General features: G+C 40.8%; 29 protein-coding genes and 1 pseudogene. 7 read left to right on the top strand and 23 right to left on the bottom strand.

The window, feature by feature from the left end; translation table 11 throughout:
• Window positions 1-2: 2 nt before the first annotated feature.
• A complete protein-coding gene (locus KX723_RS06640; protein ID WP_218813610.1) occupies window positions 3-170 on the top strand; it encodes a hypothetical protein in 168 nt (55 codons plus the stop codon).
• A 99-nt stretch (window positions 171-269) separates the two neighbouring features.
• Window positions 270-464, top strand: a complete 195-nt coding sequence (locus tag KX723_RS06645; RefSeq protein ID WP_218813611.1) for a transposase — start codon at window positions 270-272, stop codon at window positions 462-464.
• A 55-nt stretch (window positions 465-519) separates the two neighbouring features.
• Here KX723_RS06645 and KX723_RS06650 read toward each other — a convergent pair whose 3' ends face one another.
• Together KX723_RS06650 and KX723_RS06655 are read right to left on the bottom strand one after the other, a co-directional pair.
• A complete protein-coding gene (locus tag KX723_RS06650; RefSeq protein ID WP_218813612.1) occupies window positions 520-1,359 on the bottom strand; it encodes a PhzF family phenazine biosynthesis protein in 840 nt (279 codons plus the stop codon).
• A gap of 323 nt (window positions 1,360-1,682) precedes the next feature.
• The gene (locus KX723_RS06655) at window positions 1,683-1,853 is read right to left on the bottom strand and encodes a hypothetical protein (RefSeq protein WP_218813312.1); all 171 of its coding nucleotides are present in this window, start codon (window positions 1,851-1,853) and stop codon (window positions 1,683-1,685) included.
• On the opposite strand from KX723_RS06655, the pseudogene KX723_RS09885 reads away from it, so the two are divergent.
• A pseudogene (locus KX723_RS09885) lies at window positions 1,837-2,124 on the top strand (response regulator); the annotation flags it as partial. The gene KX723_RS06655 and the pseudogene KX723_RS09885 sit on opposite strands and share 17 nt — an antisense overlap.
• A 120-nt stretch (window positions 2,125-2,244) precedes the next feature.
• Here the strand turns inward: KX723_RS09885 and KX723_RS09685 are convergent.
• The 11 genes from KX723_RS09685 to KX723_RS06710 all read right to left on the bottom strand — a co-directional run bounded on the left by KX723_RS09685 (window position 2,245) and on the right by KX723_RS06710 (window position 10,021).
• Window positions 2,245-2,415 carry a hypothetical protein gene (locus tag KX723_RS09685; protein WP_218813323.1) on the bottom strand — a complete coding sequence of 57 codons (171 nt, stop codon included), beginning with the start codon at window positions 2,413-2,415 and terminating at the stop codon, window positions 2,245-2,247.
• 161 nt (window positions 2,416-2,576) lie between these two features.
• Window positions 2,577-2,867 (bottom strand): hypothetical protein, encoded by a 291-nt coding sequence (locus tag KX723_RS06665; protein ID WP_218813614.1) that lies wholly within the window; start codon window positions 2,865-2,867, stop codon window positions 2,577-2,579.
• Between the two features lie 37 nt (window positions 2,868-2,904).
• Window positions 2,905-3,432, bottom strand: a complete 528-nt coding sequence (locus KX723_RS06670; protein WP_218813615.1) for a hypothetical protein — start codon at window positions 3,430-3,432, stop codon at window positions 2,905-2,907.
• 96 nt (window positions 3,433-3,528) lie between these two features.
• Window positions 3,529-3,699: a hypothetical protein gene (locus tag KX723_RS06675; protein ID WP_218813323.1), complete on the bottom strand. Its 171-nt coding sequence runs from the start codon at window positions 3,697-3,699 to the stop codon at window positions 3,529-3,531.
• On the bottom strand, window positions 3,647-4,354 hold the full coding sequence (locus KX723_RS06680) for an ankyrin repeat domain-containing protein (protein ID WP_218813616.1): 708 nt from the start codon (window positions 4,352-4,354) through the stop codon (window positions 3,647-3,649). The genes KX723_RS06675 and KX723_RS06680 overlap by 53 nt, the downstream gene beginning before the upstream one ends.
• A 12-nt stretch (window positions 4,355-4,366) precedes the next feature.
• A complete protein-coding gene (locus KX723_RS06685; RefSeq protein WP_218813617.1) occupies window positions 4,367-5,503 on the bottom strand; it encodes a hypothetical protein in 1,137 nt (378 codons plus the stop codon).
• 37 nt (window positions 5,504-5,540) lie between these two features.
• A complete protein-coding gene (locus KX723_RS06690) occupies window positions 5,541-7,082 on the bottom strand; it encodes a hypothetical protein (RefSeq protein ID WP_218813618.1) in 1,542 nt (513 codons plus the stop codon).
• The gene (locus KX723_RS06695) at window positions 7,072-7,893 is read right to left on the bottom strand and encodes a coiled-coil domain-containing protein (RefSeq protein WP_218813619.1); all 822 of its coding nucleotides are present in this window, start codon (window positions 7,891-7,893) and stop codon (window positions 7,072-7,074) included. Before KX723_RS06695 ends, KX723_RS06690 begins: the two co-directional genes overlap by 11 nt.
• Window positions 7,894-8,028: 135 nt before the next feature.
• A complete protein-coding gene (locus KX723_RS06700; protein WP_218813323.1) occupies window positions 8,029-8,199 on the bottom strand; it encodes a hypothetical protein in 171 nt (56 codons plus the stop codon).
• A complete protein-coding gene (locus KX723_RS06705) occupies window positions 8,147-9,214 on the bottom strand; it encodes a C2 domain-containing protein (protein ID WP_218813620.1) in 1,068 nt (355 codons plus the stop codon). The genes KX723_RS06700 and KX723_RS06705 overlap by 53 nt, the downstream gene beginning before the upstream one ends.
• A gap of 300 nt (window positions 9,215-9,514) precedes the next feature.
• Window positions 9,515-10,021 (bottom strand): hypothetical protein, encoded by a 507-nt coding sequence (locus KX723_RS06710; protein WP_218813621.1) that lies wholly within the window; start codon window positions 10,019-10,021, stop codon window positions 9,515-9,517.
• A 219-nt stretch (window positions 10,022-10,240) separates the two neighbouring features.
• Here KX723_RS06710 and KX723_RS06715 point away from each other — a divergent pair, with 219 nt between their 5' ends.
• From KX723_RS06715 to KX723_RS06725, 3 genes are all read left to right on the top strand, one after another.
• Window positions 10,241-10,411 (top strand): hypothetical protein, encoded by a 171-nt coding sequence (locus KX723_RS06715; RefSeq protein ID WP_218813323.1) that lies wholly within the window; start codon window positions 10,241-10,243, stop codon window positions 10,409-10,411.
• Between the two features lie 37 nt (window positions 10,412-10,448).
• The gene (locus tag KX723_RS06720; RefSeq protein ID WP_218813622.1) at window positions 10,449-11,084 is read left to right on the top strand and encodes a hypothetical protein; all 636 of its coding nucleotides are present in this window, start codon (window positions 10,449-10,451) and stop codon (window positions 11,082-11,084) included.
• A 193-nt stretch (window positions 11,085-11,277) separates the two neighbouring features.
• On the top strand, window positions 11,278-13,260 hold the full coding sequence (locus KX723_RS06725; protein WP_218813623.1) for a hypothetical protein: 1,983 nt from the start codon (window positions 11,278-11,280) through the stop codon (window positions 13,258-13,260).
• A 145-nt stretch (window positions 13,261-13,405) separates the two neighbouring features.
• Here KX723_RS06725 and KX723_RS06730 read toward each other — a convergent pair whose 3' ends face one another.
• The 5 genes from KX723_RS06730 to gmhB all read right to left on the bottom strand — a co-directional run bounded on the left by KX723_RS06730 (window position 13,406) and on the right by gmhB (window position 17,967).
• Window positions 13,406-14,623 (bottom strand): IS256 family transposase, encoded by a 1,218-nt coding sequence (locus tag KX723_RS06730; protein ID WP_218813425.1) that lies wholly within the window; start codon window positions 14,621-14,623, stop codon window positions 13,406-13,408.
• Between the two features lie 141 nt (window positions 14,624-14,764).
• A complete protein-coding gene (locus KX723_RS06735; protein WP_218813624.1) occupies window positions 14,765-15,118 on the bottom strand; it encodes a GNAT family N-acetyltransferase in 354 nt (117 codons plus the stop codon).
• 14 nt (window positions 15,119-15,132) lie between these two features.
• On the bottom strand, window positions 15,133-16,011 hold the full coding sequence (locus KX723_RS06740) for a bifunctional methionine sulfoxide reductase B/A protein (protein WP_218813625.1): 879 nt from the start codon (window positions 16,009-16,011) through the stop codon (window positions 15,133-15,135).
• A gap of 5 nt (window positions 16,012-16,016) precedes the next feature.
• Entirely contained in the window at window positions 16,017-17,411 is a 1,395-nt protein-coding gene (radA, locus tag KX723_RS06745; protein WP_218813626.1) for a DNA repair protein RadA, read from the bottom strand.
• Window positions 17,404-17,967, bottom strand: a complete 564-nt coding sequence (gene gmhB, locus KX723_RS06750) for a D-glycero-beta-D-manno-heptose 1,7-bisphosphate 7-phosphatase (protein ID WP_218813627.1) — start codon at window positions 17,965-17,967, stop codon at window positions 17,404-17,406. The genes radA and gmhB overlap by 8 nt, the downstream gene beginning before the upstream one ends.
• A gap of 103 nt (window positions 17,968-18,070) precedes the next feature.
• Between gmhB and KX723_RS06755 the strand changes: the two genes are divergently transcribed.
• Entirely contained in the window at window positions 18,071-18,331 is a 261-nt protein-coding gene (locus tag KX723_RS06755; protein WP_218813628.1) for a hypothetical protein, read from the top strand.
• 160 nt (window positions 18,332-18,491) lie between these two features.
• Here KX723_RS06755 and KX723_RS06760 read toward each other — a convergent pair whose 3' ends face one another.
• From KX723_RS06760 to KX723_RS06780, 5 genes are read right to left on the bottom strand one after another with little or no spacing between them, the layout of a single operon-like run.
• Window positions 18,492-19,736, bottom strand: a complete 1,245-nt coding sequence (locus KX723_RS06760) for a UbiH/UbiF/VisC/COQ6 family ubiquinone biosynthesis hydroxylase (RefSeq protein ID WP_218813629.1) — start codon at window positions 19,734-19,736, stop codon at window positions 18,492-18,494.
• On the bottom strand, window positions 19,708-21,399 hold the full coding sequence (locus KX723_RS06765; protein ID WP_218813630.1) for an NAD-dependent malic enzyme: 1,692 nt from the start codon (window positions 21,397-21,399) through the stop codon (window positions 19,708-19,710). The genes KX723_RS06760 and KX723_RS06765 overlap by 29 nt, the downstream gene beginning before the upstream one ends.
• Window positions 21,386-22,723 (bottom strand): FAD-dependent monooxygenase, encoded by a 1,338-nt coding sequence (locus KX723_RS06770; protein ID WP_218813631.1) that lies wholly within the window; start codon window positions 22,721-22,723, stop codon window positions 21,386-21,388. The genes KX723_RS06765 and KX723_RS06770 overlap by 14 nt, the downstream gene beginning before the upstream one ends.
• A gap of 18 nt (window positions 22,724-22,741) precedes the next feature.
• Window positions 22,742-24,073 carry an aminopeptidase P N-terminal domain-containing protein gene (locus KX723_RS06775; RefSeq protein WP_218813632.1) on the bottom strand — a complete coding sequence of 444 codons (1,332 nt, stop codon included), beginning with the start codon at window positions 24,071-24,073 and terminating at the stop codon, window positions 22,742-22,744.
• A 29-nt stretch (window positions 24,074-24,102) separates the two neighbouring features.
• A complete protein-coding gene (locus KX723_RS06780; RefSeq protein WP_218813633.1) occupies window positions 24,103-24,672 on the bottom strand; it encodes a UPF0149 family protein in 570 nt (189 codons plus the stop codon).
• Window positions 24,673-24,758: the final 86 nt, after the last annotated feature.

Genomic DNA, 24,758 nt, shown 5'->3' on the forward strand with positions numbered 1-24,758 from the left:
ATATGGCTTATGTGACAAGTTTTGAACAATTAAGCCGCGAAGAGGGCTTTGAGAAAGGTATAAATTCTGTTATGCGAATTATGCAGTCCAAAGGGTTTGATCAAAACACTATTGAAGAAATTTTGAAGCTTTCTAAAGAAGAGTTAGAGCAAGAAAAGGTGCAATGCTGAACTCATCAAGGAAATAATAGGTTTGTCCACTTAAGCCCTGCTAAACCTCAAGGATTAATATGTCTACTCTCTATCTAAAAAAAATCGAGGCACACTATTATGACTTTTGCAGAACAATATAAAAAAAACTATCAGCGTAGTTATGAAGAAGGTCAACGCAAAGCTGTTCTAGATATTGCTAAAAGAATGCTTGAAATGAGAAATGACCCCGAATTTATGAATGTAGTGTTGCATTGTTTTATTAAAAGAACTACAGGCATTTCAGATCAAGACCTGTTAGATCTAGAAAATTAATATCCATAAAAAACAAGGAAATTTTTGGAGAATCCATTCTCTAAAAACCTATAATTTAAGCATATACTTCAGAACTTGGGAAATAGGCCTCCCCCTTTATCTCTATATTGTCCTTTGAGATAGAAATATAGATTTGGCTAGGGCTTCCTAAATTAGCACCCTGCTCTATGGTAAAAGTACCTTCTGATTGACGGCTGCTTCGGCATAGCATTTGGCATAGTGCCGCCGCTGCCGTGCCCGTCGCAATATCTTCTTGGTGGCTGAATAGAGGATTAAAATTACGCCCTACATAATCAGCATTGGCATTCTCTGTATCATCAGAATAGGCATAAAGGCCATTAACAGCGTTATCTTTGCACCATTGAGACACTAAGTCTAAGTCGGGCTTCATATCAAATAAAGCTGCTCTATTAATAAGTGGGACGAATAACTTAGGGCTTCCTATAGAGGCGACAGTACAGGGTAAATTTTTCGCTAGTGAATCTTTTTCGATATTTAATATCGTACAGATGGCAGAAAGGTCTATAGGGGTATTTAATACCTTTCCCTTATTTGCAATAGACATGGAGACTAAATCATTCTCATATTTAACATCAATTTTGATATTATCTTTATAGGTCTTTATAGTTGGGCGTTGGTTAACATTGGATTTAAATAGATAAAAGACCGCACCAAGCGTACCGTGGCAGCACAGAGGAAGTTCGCCTTTTGTCGCAAAAAACCGTAGCAAGTACTGATTTTTATCAGGGATGATGAAGACCGTTTCAGGCAAATTTAACTCAGTTGCCTTCTTCTGCATGACTTCTTCGCTAAGCGCAATAGCATTATCAACTATTGCACAGGGGTTTCCGCCCTGGTGATTATAAGAAAATACGTTAATAATCTTAATATTCATACATTATTCCGCCAATAACCGGCAAAAGATGACACAGGAAAGAAAAGGAGCCACATCAGAACCCAGAGCCTTATAACTTTGCTATACCTTGTACTTTCTATTTGAGCTCCATTCAGGCATTTTAGCTATATAATAGATATATGATATCTGATATAAAATAAAATATTTATATATAAAATAATAATGCCATGAGAAAAATCGCTCGATTATTTCACCCCCCATTTTCTTTCAAACAAGAAAAACACATAACAAGTGAGTCGCTATGCTCCCGAAGAATTTCGGCCATCGTGTCCCCGAAATTCGTTCGCATGACGCGACTGAAATTAGGCCGCGATACGTCCTGCGTCCGGCACGCACTCACTCCTTCGGAGTTCATGCCCGTGCCTCGCACAAATGACTTTACGGCGTGATGCGTTTCCTGCTTCGCCCGTCAACGCACGCCTATCGCGGGCTCTTCGACTTCGCATTGCTTTCACAATGCTTTCCTGTCTCATCGAAAGAAAGGAAACTTTTCCAAAGCACTCAATCCTGTTAGCCGAAGATAATCTACTGGTTATACGCGCTATAAAAAACCTACTTGAATCGCAGGGTTATCGTGTTACGGCCGTTGAAGATGGCATTAAAGAACTCAGTTATTTGAAAAGCTATACGTACGAATGGGCGTTATTAGATCTCGTTTTGCCCGAAACAGATGGAATCGATCTTGTACAAAATTATCGTGACTGGGAAAAAGAAATGAATAAACCCCATCTTCCGGTCTTTGGTTTAACAGGCTACCCCTTTAAGTCGATGGAACGCATTTGTAAAGAAGCAAGTGAGTCGCTATGCTCCCGAAGAATTTCGGCCATCGTGCCCCCGAAATTCGTTCGCATGACGCGACTGAAATTAGGCCGCGATACGTCCTGCGTCCGGCACGCACTCACTCCTTCGGAGTTCATGCCCGTGCCTCCCACAAATGACTTTACGGCGTGATGCGTTTCCTGCTTCGCCCGTCAACGCACGCCTATCGCGGGCTCTTCGACTTCGCATTGCTTTCACAATGCTTTCCTGTCTCATCGATTGAAAAAATTCGACAAGCATATTTTCGATGAAAACATTTTATTCGATTTAAAAAACAACATGATGCGTCAAATCAGCAATTTTATTGATGATTTTAGTCATATCGCGCTGCTATCGAAAAATGACTTTACGGCGTGATACATTTCCTGCTGCGCCCGTCAACGCACGCCTATCGCGGGCTCTTCGACTTCGCATCGCTTTCGCAATGCTCTCCTTGTCTCATCATTAGATGGCGATTTCTTAAAAAATAAAGAAGCGACTCTCGTCACATTTTTTAAGTCTTCTTGAGATAATTTTTGCAGTATTTCTTTCCAACAATCTTCATTTAATTTTCTATTGGCATTAAAAGTAAAAATTGAATTGCATGCGGTACCTAAAGCTTGATTTCTAGCTAAACCTTTTTGGAATTGAGCAAGTGAGTCGCTATGCTCCCGAAGAATTTCGGCCATCGTGCCCCCGAAATTCGTTCGCATGACGCGACTGAAATTAGGCCGCGATACGTCCTGCGTCCGGCACGCACTCACTCCTTCGGAGTTCATGCCCGTGCCTCCCACAAATGACTTTACGGCGTGATGCGTTTCCTGCTTCGCCCGTCAACGCACGCCTATCGCGGGCTCTTCGACTTCGCATTGCTTTCACAATGCTTTCCTGTCTCATCGCTTGAATTTTTTCATCCAAGTAAGGATATTTCTCTTTAAAATTTAAAGTTTTTAATATATTTTTTACTTGTTCATTTTGAGATATCAACGCTAATTTATTTTCATTTTTTTCTTTACAAAGATCCAATAACGATAAAGTACCCAATAATTTAACATTAACCGTTTCTTTTCTTAATATTTCAATTTCTGCTTTACAATCGTCCCAAAATATTGATAGTGCTTTTTTTCTATTAATGAAGTCAGGTTTCTTTGCATCGATATTCTCTAACAAATGAACAACCATAAACATTAGAACGATAGACTTAGTTAGTTCTTCTTGCGGGTTTTTTATATATTCATGAGCAGCTAAATCCAAAATTGTGTATCCATCTGTATCACAAGTGAGTCGCTATGCTCCCGAAGAATTTCGGCCATCGTGCCCCCGAAATTCGTTCGCATGACGCGACTGAAATTAGGCCGCGATACGTCCTGCGTCCGGCACGCACTCACTCCTTCGGAGTTCATGCCCGTGCCTCCCACAAATGACTTTACGGCGTGATGCGTTTCCTGCTTCGCCCGTCAACGCACGCCTATCGCGGGCTCTTCGACTTCGCATTGCTTTCACAATGCTTTCCTGTCTCATCGATGGTATTAACATCTGCTCCATTTTCTATAAGTAAGCAGATTGACTCATATTGACTAGAAGATACTGCAAGATTCAGTGGTGTATAGCCATATTTGTCAGCGTGATTAACATCAGCCCCCTTTTTTATAAGCCAGTACAACATTTTAGGACGACGAAATGCAAAATGCAGCGACGTATGGCCTTCTTTATCAGTGACGTTAACACCCGCTCCATTTTCTATAAGAAAACACATTACCTCATACTGTTTAAAAACTATTGCCATATGTAGCGGCGTAAATCCGCTTTCGTTACCCACATTAATATCAGCTTTCTTTTTTATAAGCCAGTAAGCTACTTCGCATTGCCCATACTGAGCTGCTCTATGGAGCGGCGTAAAGCCACGATAATCAACGACATTAATATCAGCTCCGCCTTTTATAAGCCGAATCGCTTTTTTATAATTCTTTTCCTCTTTAATTGCACTATACAATTGAGTGTATCCATATTCACCAACTTTATTAAGATTTGTTCTTCTTAATATAAAACAGACTATTTCTTCATAAACATTACTAATAAGCTTATTTAGATTAGTTTTTACTAATCTAAATAAGCTTATTGCTTTATAATAAAGATTACTTATGCTAAAAAAATCTCGAAGTTTCTTAAAAATCATACCCACTCCAAGTTAGGGAGCATAGCTATGCTCGAGTAAGATAGGGTTCTCAGTTGCAGCAGTCGATGCTTTGGATGTAGTTGGGACGTGAAATAAAGCTCCCCGAGATCCGGCTATAGTAGGTTGTGGTTGTACCAGTGGTTCTTCTGCTACAGCAGGTTGTAGTTTCGCTAATAAAGCTTTTAAACGTTCGTTCTCCGCTTGTATAGCTTCTTTTTCTTTGCGTTCGTTTTCTATTTCCGCTTGTACAGCTTCTTTTTCCTTACGTTCCTCTTTTTCTCCTCGTCGTGCTTTGGCTATATTGGCGTCTATCTGCTTGACTTCACTGACATATTCACAGATTTCCTGGCTATACTGTTGTTGCAACTCATTGGGAGAAAGCGTGAGAGCACTGACAACCCATCCCTCACTCCTGAGATGATACTGCATGTAATTAAGTACAGCATCCTTCAGCCACTTTAATAATAATTCTGCTTCTATTTCAGCATCGGAACTTTGTAATTCAATGGAATCTTGCTCTTTGAATTTTTGCAAATCATGCTTGATTGACTGAATACGTGGTATATAGCTCTTTGCCAAATCATTCACGGATTCACTAGTCCAATCAGATTTGAATGGGAAAGCTCGGTCTGGGTGAACTATAGAGAATAATTTTATAAAGATCGGAGCAATTTTATTATCATGGTGCTTGTGTATAAAGTCCGCAGCACTACCGGAATGTGCCGCTAACGCCTCTTGAAAAACAGACCAACGCTGTTGGAACGAAGGAAAGAAATATACGCCAGCGCCTAAGTGCTCAATAGCCTCAAACAAACAAACACGAAATCTAGAAATAGCATTTTCTTCCTGTCCTACTGGGGATGGATTTTTATGATATAGCCAGCGTCCTGGTTGTAATAAAATATTGGCCACATCATTGTGAGGGACACAGAGTCCAATTTTTTGAAACCAAAGGCTTAAGATCATTTGCGTGATCTGATTTAAATCAGCACAGAGATCTTTATAAGCCTTTTGCACAAAACGATACAACTCTCTTTTATCAAAATAAGCAATTTCATCTTCCTGAAAGTCTCTCTCTTCGACGCTTGCATAGGCCTTGATCTTGGCCATGACAAGTGAGTCGCTATGCTCCCGAAGAATTTCGGCCATCGTGCCCCCGAAATTCGTTCGCATGACGCGACTGAAATTAGGCCGCGATACGTCCTGCGTCCGGCACGCACTCACTCCTTCGGAGTTCATGCCCGTGCCTCCCACAAATGACTTTACGGCGTGATGCGTTTCCTGCTTCGCCCGTCAACGCACGCCTATCGCGGGCTCTTCGACTTCGCATTGCTTTCACAATGCTTTCCTGTCTCATCGGACGAAGTTCGTGTCGAGAAACTAGCCAATGTAGAAAAGATCCCTTATTAGGGTAGTCATGATACCCAAACCAATCCTTTATAAAGAAATCATCACTTAGTTTATTCAAGGCGGGATCCACTAAGTGTTCCCACTGTTCAAGGGGCGCTGCTTGCTTAGCAGAACAGTAGGAGTTTAAAGAGTTACCGTATAAAATTTCTTCTTTAAACCGAGTGAGCCAGTCAAAAGTACGCTTGGCCGATCGAAAAGTTTTCAGAGGATTCTCGTTTACGATCCCTTTTTCAAACGTACTTGGCCAGTCAAATGTACTCATAAAACTTTCAAATAAAGCCAGTGCGCTCGATTGATATTCCAACGTATGCTGCTCTTTATCCCACCATTCGGTGATGAGTTTTTCATGCAATGAAAAATACATCCAGCAATGTTCTCGTATCGACTCAGGGAACGGTAATTTTTTTTTCCGAACCATTTTCTTAGTTGATTTTCGCAATCGCTCACTGATGACCCGCAGCGCCGAGGAGGTTTTTTCAGTGCTTGATGTCTCCTTATACAACGATTGTAATTTGCTAAAACATTCTTGTATCCATCGCTTCAAGCATTCCATCCAAGAAGGCGATAAATCCAGTGTACTGGTTTTTTTTATGAGCTCCGTTAATTGTTTCAATAACAGATTTGGTAAGTGTTCTGTTTCTGTTGACGGTAACGTAGATAATTGAGTGATATAAACATGCGCCATACAAATCGTTTGAATATAAAACTCATAGGCACTAAATTTTTTGTCAGGAGGCAGACCGCCTTCTTTAGTCGTATTACTCATCTCATCTAAAAGTTGTTTAAAACAGAACTTCAATGCATGCTGATGCATCCCAAGTAAAGCATGGTCTACTGCGCTGTTGATGGGTTTTTTCTTACTGGCCTCATCGACTAATTGGTGCAACTGGTTTAAGTATGCCATGGTAGGTACAGTCCTCATCACACAGGTGGCATGCTCTTCCCATTGCTCTGTTTGGAGTTCAAATGATTGATCGCGATGGCATTCTGTAGCAGTTTCTCGATAGACATGCACCGCGAGTAACAATAGCAATAAAGCAGACACCCTATCATTTTTTTCATGATCGTCAGTTGAGTATTGCAGTTGCAGATTATTGTTGTCGAGTTGTTTAGTGAGTAGTTTATATCCCTCTTTAATATACTTTGAATCTGCCTTTCTGTGTCCTATTCGCAAGGATTCAGCCCAATTAGGTGTCCATACCTGAAGCTTGAGCTTAGATGGCAACAAACAATCGGTTAGCCAGTCGCTGAGAAGTTGATTGCGCTGTAATAACTTGTCTGCTGAATCTGAAACTGGAATATCCGTATTAGGATCCATAACTACACCCTGGTAAGTTAGCATTTTCAGCAGCAGTATTCGATACTTGAGGTGTAGTTGGAACAGAATATAAAGTCCCCCATGATCTTGCTACAACTGGTTTTCGTTGCGCTTGTGGTTTTCGTTTGGGTTTAAGTAGAATTCCCTGTGAACCTGCGAGAGACTGTCCATTTATCCGTACTTTTGCTTTAAGCGGCTTAGGATTTTCATGAATTGAATTTGTTTTTGGTTCTCTTTCTTGAATACTCTTTCCTGCCACGACGGATTGTGCTTGCGCCTGCCTTTCTCGTTGAGCCAATAAAGCTTTTAAACGCTCGTTCTCCGCTTGCGCAGCTTCTTTCTCTTTGCGTTCGTTTTCTATTTCCGCTTGTGCGGCTTCTTTCTCTTTGCGTGCGTCTTTTTCTCGAGCTTGTACGGCATCTTCCTTTTTGAATTCGTTTTCTTTCTTTTTATCCGTTTGTTGCTCAGACGGTTTCGAATCTGAAGTAATTTTCTTCAGGCCATCTAGCCGCTTTCTCGTGGCTGGAATAGAGATCTCTAGTATCTTTTTTAATGTAGTAGATAAAGCACTGTTATTGGAACATTCAGCTTCCTTATACTTTTCCTTATACTTTATCTCCAAACGATCTAAAGCGTCGCCACGCTCCTTATCCTCTATCGATAAAACAACCGATAAATCACCCATCATTTCTTGTGTAGTCTTTAGTTCATTTTCCCCAATGTTCTGACTTTTCTTAAAGAGATTATTAAAGAAGTATCCCCATTGTTTCAAAGGCGGTAATTGTTTACGGAGTTCTGGGTATACGCTCAATAAAGCTGCTCTATGACAATCTTCCAATTGCTGAAAAAGATCCTTTATTTCTTTTTCTTCTCAAGTGAGTCGCTATGCTCCCGAAGAATTTCGGCCATCGTGCCCCCGAAATTCGTTCGCATGACGCGACTGAAATTAGGCCGCGATACGTCCTGCGTCCGGCACGCACTCACTCCTTCGGAGTTCATGCCCGTGCCTCCCACAAATGACTTTACGGCGTGATGCGTTTCCTGCTTCGCCCGTCAACGCACGCCTATCGCGGGCTCTTCGACTTCGCATTGCTTTCACAATGCTTTCCTGTCTCATCGTTGGAAATAAATTTACGTAAGAAAATTTGGGCGATCTTTAATTTTCGATCCGTTTTAAGCTCGGATTCGTTCATAGCATGTAGAAAAATACGCTGCCCGGCTTTTATCTGTTTATCACCAGTCAGCAATGGAGTCCAAATTGGATCGTTTTCAAATGACTCACTCTGCTTTATTTTGTAGCCTTGTTGAAATTCTGCAAATACCTGAATAATATCAGTACAAGCGGCGGCAAGCTTTGTATTGTTTGGCAGTAGCGCATGCATTTTTTCTGATAGTTGCACTGGGGAGCGCATACTCCGTTGAATATCTTGCTGTAATTGCTCAACACCTGGGCTTGATCTAGATCGCAATTTACGGATAGCACTAACACCTTTCTCAAACTGTTCAAAAATTTTTTGCCTTGTTTTTTCCATTTCTTCGAAGCACTTATTAATGCTTTCTAAACACTCATTATACCTTTGAATTGATCCGTGTTCATTTTTTCCATTTGCTGGATCAGCAATATACAATATTTGACGTGGCGGTGGTGCAATTGAACGCGAAGAAACTTTTAGTTCATTTTTAAAGCCTATTAAATTCTTGTTAAAATTTATTAAATGGATTGAGAACTGGGCATTATTATTAGAACTCAAAGCAACAGTGAGTTCTTCTAAGGTTTTATTGGCCTCTGCATAATGTTCTTGTGCCTTCTGTAAATTCTTAACGCCCTCATTTAGTTTAGTCAGATAACTCTCCGCTTTATCCTTAAGCTTCTCAATAGATTGCTCAGTATTGACGGTAGCCTTGAAATTATAGGGTGTTTCTGTTTCTCGCTCTTCTTTTTGACCTGGATTTTTTTTATCCTGTCGTTGTTGATGCTGCTGTTTTATATGGTATACAACAAAATTTCCTGCTTTATGAATACCGTGGGCAGTCTTATGACCCAAATGAGTTCTATGTATTAACTCAAACAGCAAATGTGCGACTTCACCCACCGTTAATGCTTTTACTATCGTTGTTGCTACTGCAAGCATTGCTATCTCCTGTTAGGTTTAATTTCTGCTTTTTCTTTCGCTCAGTACACTTTAAGTTAAATGGGATTCCTAACTTATCAGATGATAAGTTTTTCATGAACTAAAGCTAATTTTATATTGTGCAAAACAAAACCATGACCATCCCCACTTCATAAGGAGTAATTGGTTAGTTCTAAGCTAATGAAATAAATAAATTAGATGATTAAATATTGAAGATGTATTCTCTCAAGTGAGTCGCTATGCTCCCGAAGAATTTCGGCCATGGTGTCCCCGAAATTCGTTCGCATGACGCGACTGAAATTAGGCCGCGATACGTCCTGCGTCCGGCACGCACTCACTCCTTCGGAGTTCATGCCCGTGCCTCCCACAAATGACTTTACGGCGTGATGCGTTTCCTGCTTCGCCCGTCAACGCACGCCTATCGCGGGCTCTTCGACTTCGCATTGCTTTCACAATGCTTTCCTGTCTCATCGCTGGTGACAACCCTATAAAAATAGGCCAGCTATTCCCTTCAATAATCGCTTCATAAAAACCTAATGCTGATTTCCATCGCTCACCACATTCGTTATTTATTCCCCAGTAATAAAAAGCGTCAACAAGAGATTTCTCTTCTTTATAAAGTTTGCCTAAATGATAGTAAGCCTCTTTTTCTTTCCCTTTCTTAGCCGCTTCTAAATAATATTTTTTTGCAAGCGTGAAATCTTTTTTAAAATTGTAATACCCGTAGTGAAAGCACATACCAAAACTAAGGTCGTCATGATTACCAAGCGCGAAAATCAACGATTTTTTAAAAAATAATTTAAGCATCTGTTGCTTTTTTATCCTTATAATATTTTTACGTCGTTTCTATTTTTAATGCAAATTAAATTGCATAAAAGTATATTCTATTTTTATCTATTAAATCTAGCGATAATAATCTTTTAAAAAAAACATGAAATATTATTTTTTTTCAAAAACTTAAAGTATATTTGAAACCGTATACCCTCACTTGAGATAAACATGCATCAAGAAATATTTAATCATTCGATGAGACAGGAAAGCATTGTGAAAGCAATGCGAAGTCGAAGAGCCCGCGATAGGCGTGCGTTGACGGGCGAAGCAGGAAACGCATCACGCCGTAAAGTCATTTGTGGGAGGCACGGGCATGAACTCCGAAGGAGTGAGTGCGTGCCGGACGCAGGACGTATCGCGGCCTAATTTCAGTCGCGTCATGCGAACGAATTTCGGGGACACGATGGCCGAAATTCTTCGGGAGCATAGCGACTCACTTGTAATGAAACGGATGAGATCTTTCATGAAAACACAAAGTATTACCTCAAAAGCCAATACCTTTTACAAAAGGCGGCTGCAAGGCAATATTGGAACAATCAATTTCCAAAAGAATAAAGAGGGTTACCCGAGGGTTACGATTAATCTAGGTACTTATTCATTGCTACTAGCAAAGTATTCTTTAGCTTCTGCGCAACATCCTCCTCAACAAAAGAATAAAGATTGGCAGACATATTCTGATACCACACATCGTATTGAACAATTATTCAATGAGATAAACCCATTAATAGTAGATTATAGAAACCCAGAGATTGATAAACATATTAGTGATGAACAATTAAAAATTAACTGGCTTTCACAACGAGGGACAGAGGGGGCTTGCAAACTGAAGTATCTCTGCGTTTTACTAAAGCATTCCGGTAAAAAAGAACAGCTCAACACGGTTCTAAATGAATTTGGTGAATTTATGCAAAGTCATCCAGAATTTATTGTATTAAAAAAATCCTACGACAGATTTATGCAAGAAGCGAGTAACAAGCAAAACATTTCCGAAGAAAAACCATCAGTTGAGGATAAGCAGCTTAAAAAGCTGAAACCTTAACTTGACATTTTGAATGTATAAAATGCTAAGGTTTCCAATAAAACTATAAATTAAACTTAAGATTAATAAATTTTATTACCCCCTTGTTTATTTACATAGAACATTCTAAAAATATATTCTAGCGCTAGATTTAACCGTAGAAATAGCGATATAATCTATTTTGAAGTGCTAGAAAAACAACAAGGAGGGGCCGATGGGAAAATTTTATAATTCCTTTCATCAATTTAAAAAAAATGGTTTTTTTTTATTAGATGATGCTACTTTAACACTCTCTCAACTAATCCATTTGTATGGTTATATTCAAAAAAATAAATCATTTATTGAGACTTCAGGCCGAGAATTTACGCTACGTAACGTTAAAATATATCCCGAGCTTCGACTTCCTTCCCGTATTGATAACAGCCCCGATCCAGTAAAGCTAATTAACGGAGAGCCCAGTCTTAATGAAGAACAAAAAGAAGATCGGGAACTCATTGAAGAAATTCAACTTCTTTTACAAATTGAAGATAAATCACCATGGATAAGTTTTCAAATCCTATTAACCCGAGTTTTAATGATTGTCCATTGGAAAGCCATTAACTTAGACATCGTAACCTTCCATTATTCAAAACGAAATTGTAATAGCAAAATAATGCTTGGTGGTTCCTTTATTCCAGAGCTTAGCAGCTACCTAAAATCCAATCCAGATCTTCGCTCACTCAGTTTAAAAGATATAGAGATAGACTTTCCCACACTCACTGAGCTTATAAAGTCCAATACTTCGCTGGAGGATTTACAATTAATACCGCGACACACACACGAAAATAGATCTTTAGCAAAATTACTACTATCAGATCCCTACTCAATGAATGAAGACGCTTTAGAAAAATTCATGCAAGCGCTTTACTTCCATCCAAATATAAAATTCTTATTACTATATATTGAAATGGATCACAACAAGTACCAACAGTGGAATGCACTATTAGACAATAATTATCGGATCGAAGATGTTGCATTACTCCCAAGCGCTGAACAAGCGTTTCCAGCACTTCACAATAAACTTTTATTGCGCTTGATACCAAATGCTAAATATCGGTTCATAAAAGAACGACTTAGCCAAGCGGCTTTATTTCATTTAAGCGTTGATAGCATTATCAATGAGAAATTTGACGCCTTAAATATTATACTCGACGCACCTAATTCTTTATTATGCACTGGCTCAGTGGAAGAAAGAAAAATAGCCATGCATGAAATAAAACATTATTTGCCCGATGTATATGCTGAACATCGCGAACACATGGAGAATGCATGGCGCCATCATACCCTTGACTTTTCCACCGTCTTAGCGGGTGATAAAGAGCCCCTTGGAATACGCCTACTTTATGAAGCCTTTAAAAAAAATGATGCCTATGTCATTCAAACGCTGCTTTATCATAATGCGAAGCATTTTAATAGAAGCCCAACGTTCCATCGTTATTTGACTCAAAAACTTTTTGAAAGCAGATCCAATAATCTATGGAAAAAATATATTACTTTATATTTCCAAGAAAATTTAAGTCTATTTTCGGCATGGATTAATAAAATAGAGCCACACCAGGATATTTTGTACGGCTTAAATGCATTGCATCAACATCTAATTCAGTATTTAAATAAATTATTGGAACTACATCACCAATATTATTTCATAAGAATATTCAAACAATCCCCTTCTATGTTTATAGCAAGAAAAAATGAATGGGAAGCTCAATTTAATGATTTAATTAAAGGTATACAGCGCGCTGAAGAAATAGAAGACAAAAAAAACTTAAAACCGGCTGAGTTAAGACGCGAAAGTTTTAAAGCATTGTCTGAGCATATTGCGAGAATTGCCGCGCGCGCGCGCAATGCGGAATTGGGTTACTGGGATCGTTCCGTTCTGCATGGAAAAGAAATTTCTGTTATTTGTAACAAGCTTTTAATTGACATAAAATCAAGTTACGCTGGCTTAGAAAAACATGATCGAGAATGCGATGAGCTAAAAAAACAACTCGCTCAAGAAAAAGAAGAAAAAATACAAATGGCATTAAGAATAAAACAATTAGAATCGATGCTTAATGAAAATTTGACAAGCCATGTAACAAAGTGGTCTGAACCAGGAGAAAGCAGTTCAGCGAATGAAGAACAGCAACCCAACACATTACGTTTTTTTAGCCCTTAGCTTTACCGACGATGGGTATAGCAACGTCAACGCTGAGAACGTAACAAAGCCTTTAAATGTAGTAGCTCAGACTTGATCGGACAGTTGCCGGTTATTAAGAAGTGACTGTCAGTGAGGCTGTAAACAATTTTGTGTAAGTGCCGTGTCAGGAGAACCTACCCTCGAATTCGATAGCGAATCGATTCATAGCGGCTCTCCAATCATGTAAAGCCATCGTCCACTTTTGTGATGCCTTCTGTACCGCTAAATATACTACTTTTAATGCCGATTGGTCATTAGGAAAGATTTTACGATTATTAATTGATTTTCTAATCACACTATTGAGTGATTCAATGGCATTGGTGGTATAAATAATTTTTCGTATGTCGTCAGGATAATCGAATAAGGTCACCATATTACTCCAGTTTTTATGCCAGGTACGGCTAATGGCGGGATATTTTTTATCCCATTTTTCACTGAACATCAGAAGCGCTTCTTCGGCTTGCTCTATAGAAATAGCACGGTAAATAAGCTTAAGATCCGCTACCACGGCTTTCATGTCCTTATGCGGTACGTAGCGTAAGGAATAACGAATAAGATGCACAATGCAGAGCTGAACCTTCGTTTTTGGGAATACCGCGTTTATTGCCTCTGGAAACCCGCTTAGTCCATCCACGCAAGCAATAAAAATATCCTTTACCCCACGATGATTTAATTCGGTTAATACAGATAGCCAAAATTTTGCACCCTCGGTTTCAGCTATCCACAAGCCGAGTAATTCCTTTTGTCCTTCACAATTAATGCCCAAAGCCAAATAGATGGATTTATTGATCACACGTTTATCTTGATGGCATTTAATAACGATACAATCTAAATACACGATAGGATATACCGTTTCTAAGGGGCGATTCTGCCACACCGTCACCTCATCCATCACGGCTTCAGTCACTTTAGAAATCAAGCTGTGCGATACCTCCGCACCGTACATTTCTTTGAACGTCGCCGCTATATCACGGGTAGTCATCCCTCGGGCATACAGCGCTAAAATCTGTTCATCAAACTCCGTCAAGCGCGTTTGTCCTTTGCGTATAAGTCGAGGTTCAAACGTACTATTTCGATCCCTAGGCGTGTTAATCTCAACTTCGCCAAAATCACCCTTTAATCGCTTCGGTGAATAACCATTGCGGCTATTTCCCGTATTCTTGCCTTCTATCGCGTGCTTTTCGTAGCCTAGATGCTCCTCTAGCTCTGCATCCATGGCTCGTTCTACCGTGAGCTTTAATAGCTGCTTGCTCAGCGCAGATATATCTTTTTCACTCTTTATGGATTTAGCCAATTCACTGATTAATTCGGGAGCTATATTTATTTCTTGTTCTTGTTTCATTACTTATTTCTCTTTTATCGCTAGTGCTTTTTTCAGCGCATTAGCTTAGGTAATAATAAGCATTTACACAATTTAGTTTACAGGCTCTCGCTATCGAATTCGAGGGTAGGTTCTCCTGACACGGCACTTACACAAAATTGTTTACAGGCTCGACATCTCCATGGCAACGCCCTTTCCCCAATACTCAGGTTTTAACGCATAACCCAATTCAACTTCATTTTTATTCTGCAATATAAACGATTTTAATCCCGCCCTACCAATAAAATCTTTATTTTCTTTACTACTCCATATCCACATGCCAAAACCATGTTGTTGCCAATGATTGATATCTGAGTTTATTCGCTCGCAAAGTGTTTCTTTATTAAACGCTACCCCATAGCAATCAATAAACTGCTTATTCTGCATCATGTCGCAATATTCATCTAAATCGTTAAGATGAGGTATTGAACCAAATAAACGTTTAGTTTCTATACTTTGTGGAAATTGTTTTTTCATAACGCTCTTTCTTATTAAAAAATTTTTTTATAGGTATGGCAGTAAGGTTTTCTTCCACTTTTTTCATAATAATTTTGATGCCGATCTTCTGCTGGCCAAAAAATCGGCGCGGGCGTTAGTCGCGTAGCGACTTTATAACCTTTTTCTTGCAAAAGATTAATAAGCTTTAAAGCAATTTCTTTTTGTTCCTGTGTCGTATAAAAAATGGCAGAACGATATTGATCGCCAATATCCGGCCCTTGTCTATTGAGTTGCTGTAGATCATGAATCTCAAAGAATCGCTTCGCTAAGGTTTCATAAGATACTTTAGAAGGATCAAAAATAATTTGCAGCGCTTCGGCATGACCCGTCTGATGATTACAAACTTCTTCATAGCTGGGATTAGAGGTAGTACCGCCAATATACCCCGACTGCACTGAAATAATACCGGGCAACTGTTTCATTTGGTATTCAACCTCCCAAAAACAACCGCCAGCAAAAATAGCCGTCTCCCTTTTATTTTCTTTGCCTTCTAAATCTTGCTCAACGCTTTTTTTTAATTCATTTTTGGGTATAAATTCTAACGAGATTGAATTAACACAATGCCTGGCATTCTTAACCGTGAAGTTTTCACCCAGGAATATATGTCCAAGATGCGCACCACAATGGGCACAAATAATTTCTGTACGACCATCTGCTTCTTCGACCCGCTTAATTGCCCCTGGTATTTCATCATCAAAACTAGGCCAACCACTCCCTGAATCAAATTTATCAGCAGCGCGATATAATAATTCCCCACATTGTTTACAGGAATAAGTGCCCTCTTCATTAAAATGATCATATTTCCCTGTAAACGGACGTTCAGTCGCTTTGGATAAAATAACTTTTTTCTCTTCGGGTGTCAGTTTTTTCACGGCGTTTAAACACCTACCACTTCAGTTGCTTGCTTCACTATTTCTATCGCCTCGGATAACTGCGAAACAGGAAAAACAGTCATCCCTGCAATCGCTTGCTTGCTAATATTCGCTTTAGGCACAATGGCTGACTTAAAACCATGTTTAGCGGCATCGCGTAAACGTTCTTGCCCATTGGGCACCGGACGAATTTCACCCGATAAACCCACTTCGCCAAAGGAAATCCAATCATGTGGAATAGCTTTGTTGCGCAAACTCGACAACGCGGCTAATAAAATCGGTAAATCTGCACTGGTTTCTAATAAACGTACGCCACCTACTACATTAATAAAAACATCTTGATCATAGGTCACTACACCGGCATGACGGTGCAACACCGCCAATAACATGGCTAAACGATTATTATCTAAACCTACGGTTACTCGGCGTGGATTGCCTAAATGACTGGTATCCACTAAGGCTTGAACTTCTACCAATAAAGGACGACTGCCTTGCCATGTGGCTGTCACTAAACTTCCAGGCACACAATCATCGGATCGCGACAACAGCATGGCAGAAGGATTGTTTACTTCACGCAACCCTTTTTCAGTCATCACGAAAACACCCAATTCGTTAACCGCACCAAAACGATTTTTAACAGAACGAATTAAACGATGCCGACTATCGGTTTCACCTTCAAAATATAAGACGGTATCTACCATATGTTCTAAAACACGAGGGCCTGCAAGCACACCATCTTTAGTCACATGTCCCACTAAAAATAAGGCAATACCTGCTTGTTTTGCCAACCGCGTTAACTGCATTGCACTTTCTCTGACTTGCCCGACTGAACCTGGAGAAGATTGCAACAATTCGGTATACATGGTTTGAATAGAATCGACGACCAACACTTGCGGTTTTTCTTTCAGCGCGTGCGCTAAAATACTTTCTATACGTGTTTCCGTAAGCAAACGTAATTTCTCTAGGGGTAAGTCTAAACGTCTTGCACGCAAAGCAACTTGTTGTAGTGATTCTTCACCCGTAATATACAAAACAGCCTGTTGTTGACTTAACTGGCACAAGCTTTGTAATAATAAAGTGGATTTTCCAATCCCAGGATCCCCTCCCATCAGTATCACGGAACCTGGCACAATACCGCCACCCAATACTCTATCTAATTCTTTAATCGTCGACGAGAAACGTTTAATTTCATCAAGTTGAATAGAGTCTAACGATCTTATTTTTTGATCGCTGGTTGCCGTATAACCGCTTAAACGAGGTGAAACGTTGGCTTGTGACGTGGCAATGCGGGTCTCTTCTAACAAACTATTCCAGGCCTGACATTCACCACATTGACCTGACCATTGTAAAAATTGGCCACCACAGGACTGGCAACTATATACCCGCTTCGACTTAGACATTATGTTCCTTTTTTAACAGCGCTTGTACGGCCGTTAATAAATTAGGGAAAAAAGGAATTTTATCACGGAGCTCCGGATTATTTTTTAAGGTTTTTTCTCCGTTTCCGGTTAAGACTAATATGGGCTTGCAAGCTAGTTTCTCAGCCGCTTGAATATCACGCAAAGAATCGCCAATTGCCGTCACACCACTTAAATCTATTTTATAAGCCGCGGCAATCTGCTCAAATAAACCACTGGCTGGTTTACGGCAAGGACAGTGCTCATCTGGGCGGTGAGGGCAATAAAAAACCTTATCAATCACCCCCCCCTGCGCTTTGGCGCAAGCTATCATTTTCTGATGTATTTCCGCCAAGCCTTCCTCCGTATAGTAACCCCGACCCACGCCTGATTGGTTTGTAGCCACCGCAACGGTATAACCCGCCTGACTCAACAAGGAAATAGCCTCTAAACTACCGGGAATAGGCTTCCATTCAGCTGGTGATTTGATATATTCATGGGATTCTTCGTTGATAACACCATCACGGTCTAGAATAATGAACTTCAATTCCCTAGCCATTTTCTTACAACTCCGATGAAAAATAGAGGCTATTTTAAGGCTCTCTTAATGTTTTATCATTATACTTTGAGATTAACTCGACAGACTGCTTATAAACTATTTTATGTTTAACCACGAAGAACTGACCCTGCTATTAGAGCGCGGAAGAATACTGCAAGAAGAAATTGGGACCTTTATCACAAGGCCTACCCTGACGTCTTCCCGTCGCTTAGTTACCCGTATTGATGGGTTAATCGGCGATATAAAACCTCAACTGTTAAATCCATCCTTCACGGAGGATAATCAAATGAGTTTGGTTATCACACGCCTTGGAAGCATTGTGAAGAATCTTAAGGATATCAAACATACCATCAAAACGGCTTAAAAGTATGTCAGTCTCCCCATTCACTTTCTTTAAACCTAATAATAATTTAATGCTTTCTAATGAGCAAAAAAAGAGCTTAAATAACGCTCTAGAAGAATTTAAAACAAATTTGAATCAACTTGAAAATGCTATCCACACAGAGACGCAATCCCCTTCTGCACTAAAGCATTAATTTTGCAGTCTCAGCACTAGGAATACCCATGGCAAAACGCATGAAATAATTTTTTAGCCACGGGGTCTTTTCTACAAAGCTTAACCCAACATGACGTGTGCTCACTAAAAAAGAGTTTTTTGCCGCAAAGGTCTGTTTAATCAGATCAATTCCGGCACCCATCACACGATGGTAAAAACGACGTTCTCTTTCATAGCGACGCAAGGTATGTAAAGCACCTAAAGCCCGTTGTTTTTGATGGGCGGCTAAAATAATGCTTGCCAAACAACTCGCATCCGCAATACCTAAATTAGCGCCTTGTCCTGCCAACGGATGAATGGTATGTGCCGCATCGCCCATTAAGGCAATGCCAGGCTTTATATACTGCTCGCAGTGTTGGGTCTTGAGTGCGAAACTCAAGCGCGCACTACTCCATTCAACTGCCCCTAAACGTTGCTCAAATGCATGCGCTAATTCTGCATTAAAATCAATTTCAGAAAGCGCTTTTAGCCTTTTAGCTTCTTCTGGCGTGGTTGACCAAACAATAGAAGATAAATAGGAATCGGCTAGCGGCAGAAAAGCAAGCGGTCCTGTGGGTAAAAAAACTTGTCTCGCTGTTTGATCATGCGCTAATACGGTTCGTACGGTTGCGACCAGGGCTTCTTGCTGATAATCACGTTCACTGTATGAGATCCCCGCTAATTGACGAACACAAGACTGTGCACCATCAGCACCTACCAGCAGTTGAGCTGTTATTGACTGCCCTGAGGCTAATGATAATAAAATCGGTGACTGTTCATTCTGCATAGCGCTTAATGATTCAGGAAAAAACCAGTCCAACTCCCTCGCCGTTTTGGCTTGTGCCAGCAACGCGGTTTGTAATGCCTGATTATATAGAATGGTGCCTAAGCACGGCTGCCCTGTTTCAGCGGCATCAAACCTAAGTCGTGATGCAGATCCTTCCTCCCAGACTTCCATACACTCAAAAGGTGAGAAGGTTGTTTTAGCTAGCCTTTGCCAAACCTGATAGCTTTCAAGAATTTTCTGCGAGCCCTGCGTAATAGCACTAACCCGCCCACCCAGTTCGTAGCCTGGTACGCTATCCAGTCGAACGGCAGGCGCTTTTGATCGGCCATCCTTATCGATGATGGCCAATCGCAAACCCTGATTGATTAAACCACATGCCAGAGTAAGCCCAATAAGGCCTGCACCGACAATGACAACATCATAATCTTGGGGAATATCGATAGTCATAATATTTTGGTAACCAAAATTGATTTTCAATCGCTTGCGCAAAATCAACCGTATCACTCACTGAAGATAAACCTTCTTTTCGTGCTTGCTCGGCCACTGCTAGCGCAATACGCTGACTGATAGTATGAATTTGATCAAAATCAGGTAATAACGCCGCATTAAAATTTTCCGTATCGATGGCGTAATGACTTAAGGCTTTACAGGCTTCCCAAAGCATGGCATCACTTAATCGTGTTGCTTTTGCAATCACGATGCCTAAACCTATGCCTGGATAAATCAATGCGTTGTTACACTGTGAAATACAAAACGTTTTCCCTTGAAATTCAACGTTGCCAAACGGACTACCGGTTGCAATCAAAGCACGGCCTTCAGTCCAATGTAGCAAATCCAACGGTGTGGCTTCTGCTTTTTCAGTAGGATTAGACAAGGGAAAAATAATTGGCCGATGGACGCCAGATGCCATCGCTTTCACGATTGCTTCACTAAATGCGCCCGCTTGACTTGAGCAACCAATGAGAACCGTTGGCTTTATTTCTCTGACAACTGTTTCTAAATTCATCGCACTCATTGAATGACGTGCATAAGGTTTTTGAAATTCAGTCAAATCCGCGCTTTGTTCAGTCAATAAGCCTTGCTTGTCCACTAACCAAAAACGAGCAAGCGCTTCTTCGCGGGTCAAACCGGCGCGCATCGTGCCCGCGCAAAGTTGATCGGCAATCCCTGTACCTGCAGTGCCTGCGCCTAATATAACAATACGCTGTTCTGTTAAGGGTAGTTTTGTCTGTTTAATCGCCGTTAATAAGGCGGCTAAGGTAACGGCACCGGTACCTTGCATATCATCATTAAAAGTACAGAAATGTTCTTGATAACGCTGTAAATTACGTCGTGCATTTTCACGACCAAAATCTTCCCAATGTAAATAAACGTGTGGTAGTTTGCGTTGAATCGCTGCTACCGTGCGTTCTATCATGTCATCATATTCTTTGCCAACTAAACGCTTGTGGCGCCAGCCCAAGTACATAGGATCATTCAGTAATTTTTCATTGTTTGTTCCTACATCGATTTGAATAGGCAACAAACGATGTGGATTGGCACCACCACAAATCACATACACCATTAATTTTGCAATACAGATATCCATACCGCCTATACCTTGATCGCCAATACCTAAAACACCTTCTCCATCCGTTATAACAATAATGTCGACTTCGGGATTTAAACGATTTTCAATGATTGCATCAAGACGATAACGATCGGGGTAAGCTACATATAAACCACGCGGACGTCGGAATGCATGACTAAACTGTTCCACCGCTTTACCAACAGTCGGTGTATAAATAATGGGTAGCAGTTCTTTTAGATGCTGACTGACTAATTTATAAAAAAGGGTTTCATTCGTGTCGTGCAAACTACGCAAATAAACATGCTTCTGTATCTCACTACCCTTTCTTAAGAACTGCTGATAAATACGTGCAACTTGCTGGTCTAAGGTTTCAATACCATAAGGTAATTTACCGAGCAAATGAAATTGCTCACGTTCTTTTTCACTAAAGGCACTCCCTTTATTTAACTTTGGGGTCGTTAGCAAACTTTGCCCTAAGGCATTGGTTTCTATATAAAGGACTTTGCCTTCTTCATCAATAACCTGCTTAAATCTTGACATGTTCTTCTTCTTGTTGAGGTGCAATGCCACGGACTAAGGAAGGAAGCCGACCGTGCGTTCCCATTAGACGTCGTGATACATTTTGTTTAAGTGGCGAAACTAAATCAAATGCTAATAAACCGCTATTACGAATTAAAGTCAACAGCCTAAATTTTTCTTGGAATAATCGACCTAAATTTTCAGTCAATCCTATTAATTGTTTTTGTACCGGCAAACGTGCTGCCAAATAAGCCTGACTAATACGGGGATCCGCTAAATCTTTTTTTGCAACAAAAGCCTTAGCTATCATATCAGCTAATTCTGCCATATCTTGCAAGGCTAAATTAAGTCCTTGTGCGGCAATAGGCGATAAGGTATGCGCCGCATTACCTAATAAAATTAAGCCCGCTTGTGCTTGTGGCTCCGCGATAAAACTTTTTATAGGGTAAATACCCCGTGGCCCACTTTCTAAAAATTGTCCTAAACGATAAGCAAAAAGGGATTGTACCCACGCTAAAAATTCAGCTTCGCTCAACGACTGCCGCTCTTCAATCTGATGTTGTGCTGCCGTGCAAACGAAGCCTACTTGATTGCCTAATAAAGGCAAAGCAGCCATCACGCCTTGCGGCGTAAAACGTTGGTAGGCGGTATGACGATGATGACGCGCTAGTTTAAGCGTGGCCACCAAGGCCATTTGCCCTTCACGTTGATTTTGTACTTTGATATCTAATAGCTGCCGTACGATGGAATCAGAACCATCGGCGGCGACGAGCAAATGCGCTGAAATCGTTTGTAACTCACCTGTTGGTGTCGTTATGTGTGCTTCCCAAGTCTGTTCTTTCTTCAGCAATGCCTGACATTGTGCTGGGTTAAAGAGATCTAAACGAAGTGGCTTAGAACCTTGAGTCAACGGGATCAATGCTTTTGTGAAAGCCTGTCCTAATAAGGCCGACGGGATCACATAGCCTAAGGCCGCAATACCCATTGCTTTGGCTTTAATTCTCGCCGCCGCAAAACAACCTGCTTCTGAAATATGTACCTGTTCAATGGGATTGGCATAGGCTGATAAGTCAGCCCAAGGTATTAAATTCTTTAAAATACGACTACTCGCATAGTTTAAAGCAATGGGTTTACTGTCTAAATTAGGAATAGCCTCTAGATTGAAAGATGTCTTTTCAATGATGGCAATCCGCAACGGCAAATGGGATAAAGCTAAAGCAAGACTTGCGCCCACCATGCCCGCACCGATGATTAGAATATCGTAGCCTGGCTTCATCATGAGCATACTCTTAGCACTTGAATTTTCGGCTGTGTTCCCCCTCAACTCGCAATCCTCATGTATCATGTATACACTCCGATTGCTTCATTTTCGCGGCGCCTTGCCGAAAATCCCATTGCTGTGAGTACACATCAACGATTCAATATCACTGATTTTTTTTGGCGCTGCCTGTGATAACACTTCACAGCCATCCTTCGTGACGCATACATCATCTTCAATCCGTACGCCAATATTCCACCATTTTTCATCTACACCTTCCGTCTGTGCAGCAATATAAATGCCGGGTTCTACCGTAAACGCCATATTAGCTTCTAAAGGACGCCATTTTTTATTCAGCTTATAACATCCCACATCATGCACATCCAAACCTAACCAATGACTACAACCATGCATATAAAATTTTTTGTAGCTCTTATGTTCAATCAGTGACTCGAGTTCACCTTTTAGCAAGCCCAAATCTAATAATCCTTGTGTGATGATCTGCACACAATGCGCTTGTAAGCTGTCCCAAATGACACCCGGTTTTATAGCATCAATCAATGCTTGCTGTGTTTTTAACACAAGCTCATAGATAGCTTTTTGCTCTGGACTAAATCGTCCGTTGACGGGGAAACAGCGTGTAATATCTGAGGCATAGGATTGATATTCACAACCGGCATCAATCAAGAGCAAATCACCTGATTTTAAAAGCGCACGGTTGTCCGTGTAATGCAGAATACAAGCATTGCCACCACTCGCCACAATACTGGGATAGGCCACTGCCCGACTACCGTGCTGATAGAACTCATAGAGTAATTCTGCTTCTATTTGGTATTCATAACGACCAGGACGGCAGGCTTGCATGGCTTTAATATGCGCTTGCGAAGAAATGCTAGCGGCTTCGCGCAGGCAATCTAATTCGTAAGGGCTCTTTCTAAGTCGTAATTCATGCACCGCATGTGTTACATCCACTAACCCTTCTTGGCAAGGTAATTGGCTTGCTCTGCTCAGCACCTCATTAAGACGCTTAATTAGCACTGGGTTTTGGCTTCCTAAATAATAACAACGTGCACTCGGCGTCAAATAATCCGGCAACCGTGCCTCCAGTTGATCAATCGAATAAGCCTCATCCGCACCATAGTCTTTCTTAGCGCTTTCCTGACCAATAGTGTGGCCATTCCAAATAGCTTCGATCACATCATAGGGGCGACTAAATAAGATGAACTTCCCGCCTTTAGAATCAGGTAATAATAAGGCAACCGCATTAGGCTCAGGGAAAGCGGTTAAATAATAAAAATCGCTATCTTGGCGATAGGGGTAATGCACATCCCCATTACGCAGCGATTCGGGTGCCGATATCAGAATAATAACGGCTTCCTTATCGATGGCCGCCATGAATTGGCGCCGTCTTTTTTTCAGCTCAGAAAGATTAAACATAGCGAGGTACGAAAATCCAAAGAGTATAACTAATGAAGATACATGGAACCGCCGGCATTTCCTTTTACCGAACAATGAGTCACCTCTTCGTAAATAAGGGGGACCGCTTGGGTAATAAACTCAATGGCTTCTTCATAGGCCAACTTATCTAGCTCCGTTATCTCTAATTGACTGACATCAAGTTTCGCTATTTCCGCAATGCAATAAAGCGCTTCATGTACCGTATCTGATGTTTCCTCATCGAAAGAGCTTCCACCCAGAAGGCCTAAACCATATAAAAAGCCTTCACACCACAGGCTTAATGCCTCCGCACGCTTTTCTAACTCATGCTGCTCATCAGGAAGTAGCAGCTTAAAAGATTGTAATCCGCTCAGTTGCCTACACGCCGCATCATACAAGCCCACGACAGCCCCTTGCCGAGGCCTAACACCTAAGCGTTTTAATAATATATCGATCCAAAAACCGCCATTAAGCTTTGGTCCTACACAGACAAAGCCACATAACATCCCATGGATTTCTGCTGGGGAAGTCACCACTTCAGCTTGGCTCAACAAACGGTAGAAATCATCAAAGGCAGGAGGCTGGGCCTGAAATTGCATAGGGCTCTCTATAAAAAATACATATAACGTTATTTTACCATCCTCGCTTACGTTAATATACCGCTCATGCCTGAAAAAGTAGCCGC

Source organism: Rickettsiella endosymbiont of Dermanyssus gallinae (genome assembly GCF_019285595.1).
GTDB lineage: Bacteria > Pseudomonadota > Gammaproteobacteria > Diplorickettsiales > Diplorickettsiaceae > Rickettsiella_B.

Excerpts from the sequence above, each read along its gene's own strand:
- KX723_RS06640 (WP_218813610.1), top strand. The coding sequence starts at position 3 with ATGGCTTATGTGACAAGTTTTGAACAATTAAGCCGCGAAGAGGGCTTT.
- KX723_RS06645 (WP_218813611.1), top strand. The coding sequence starts at position 270 with ATGACTTTTGCAGAACAATATAAAAAAAACTATCAGCGTAGTTATGAA.
- KX723_RS06650 (WP_218813612.1), bottom strand. The coding sequence starts at position 1,359 with ATGAATATTAAGATTATTAACGTATTTTCTTATAATCACCAGGGCGGA.
- KX723_RS06655 (WP_218813312.1), bottom strand. The coding sequence starts at position 1,853 with ATGAGACAGGAAAGCATTGTGAAAGCAATGCGAAGTCGAAGAGCCCGC.
- KX723_RS09685 (WP_218813323.1), bottom strand. The coding sequence starts at position 2,415 with ATGAGACAGGAAAGCATTGTGAAAGCAATGCGAAGTCGAAGAGCCCGC.
- KX723_RS06665 (WP_218813614.1), bottom strand. The coding sequence starts at position 2,867 with ATGGCCGAAATTCTTCGGGAGCATAGCGACTCACTTGCTCAATTCCAA.
- KX723_RS06675 (WP_218813323.1), bottom strand. The coding sequence starts at position 3,699 with ATGAGACAGGAAAGCATTGTGAAAGCAATGCGAAGTCGAAGAGCCCGC.
- KX723_RS06680 (WP_218813616.1), bottom strand. The coding sequence starts at position 4,354 with ATGATTTTTAAGAAACTTCGAGATTTTTTTAGCATAAGTAATCTTTAT.
- KX723_RS06685 (WP_218813617.1), bottom strand. The coding sequence starts at position 5,503 with ATGGCCGAAATTCTTCGGGAGCATAGCGACTCACTTGTCATGGCCAAG.
- KX723_RS06690 (WP_218813618.1), bottom strand. The coding sequence starts at position 7,082 with ATGGATCCTAATACGGATATTCCAGTTTCAGATTCAGCAGACAAGTTA.
- KX723_RS06700 (WP_218813323.1), bottom strand. The coding sequence starts at position 8,199 with ATGAGACAGGAAAGCATTGTGAAAGCAATGCGAAGTCGAAGAGCCCGC.
- KX723_RS06705 (WP_218813620.1), bottom strand. The coding sequence starts at position 9,214 with ATGCTTGCAGTAGCAACAACGATAGTAAAAGCATTAACGGTGGGTGAA.
- KX723_RS06710 (WP_218813621.1), bottom strand. The coding sequence starts at position 10,021 with ATGCTTAAATTATTTTTTAAAAAATCGTTGATTTTCGCGCTTGGTAAT.
- KX723_RS06715 (WP_218813323.1), top strand. The coding sequence starts at position 10,241 with ATGAGACAGGAAAGCATTGTGAAAGCAATGCGAAGTCGAAGAGCCCGC.
- KX723_RS06720 (WP_218813622.1), top strand. The coding sequence starts at position 10,449 with ATGGCCGAAATTCTTCGGGAGCATAGCGACTCACTTGTAATGAAACGG.
- KX723_RS06725 (WP_218813623.1), top strand. The coding sequence starts at position 11,278 with ATGGGAAAATTTTATAATTCCTTTCATCAATTTAAAAAAAATGGTTTT.
- KX723_RS06730 (WP_218813425.1), bottom strand. The coding sequence starts at position 14,623 with ATGAAACAAGAACAAGAAATAAATATAGCTCCCGAATTAATCAGTGAA.
- KX723_RS06735 (WP_218813624.1), bottom strand. The coding sequence starts at position 15,118 with ATGAAAAAACAATTTCCACAAAGTATAGAAACTAAACGTTTATTTGGT.
- radA (WP_218813626.1), bottom strand. The coding sequence starts at position 17,411 with ATGTCTAAGTCGAAGCGGGTATATAGTTGCCAGTCCTGTGGTGGCCAA.
- gmhB (WP_218813627.1), bottom strand. The coding sequence starts at position 17,967 with ATGGCTAGGGAATTGAAGTTCATTATTCTAGACCGTGATGGTGTTATC.
- KX723_RS06755 (WP_218813628.1), top strand. The coding sequence starts at position 18,071 with ATGTTTAACCACGAAGAACTGACCCTGCTATTAGAGCGCGGAAGAATA.
- KX723_RS06760 (WP_218813629.1), bottom strand. The coding sequence starts at position 19,736 with ATGACTATCGATATTCCCCAAGATTATGATGTTGTCATTGTCGGTGCA.
- KX723_RS06765 (WP_218813630.1), bottom strand. The coding sequence starts at position 21,399 with ATGTCAAGATTTAAGCAGGTTATTGATGAAGAAGGCAAAGTCCTTTAT.
- KX723_RS06770 (WP_218813631.1), bottom strand. The coding sequence starts at position 22,723 with ATGATACATGAGGATTGCGAGTTGAGGGGGAACACAGCCGAAAATTCA.
- KX723_RS06775 (WP_218813632.1), bottom strand. The coding sequence starts at position 24,073 with ATGTTTAATCTTTCTGAGCTGAAAAAAAGACGGCGCCAATTCATGGCG.
- KX723_RS06780 (WP_218813633.1), bottom strand. The coding sequence starts at position 24,672 with ATGCAATTTCAGGCCCAGCCTCCTGCCTTTGATGATTTCTACCGTTTG.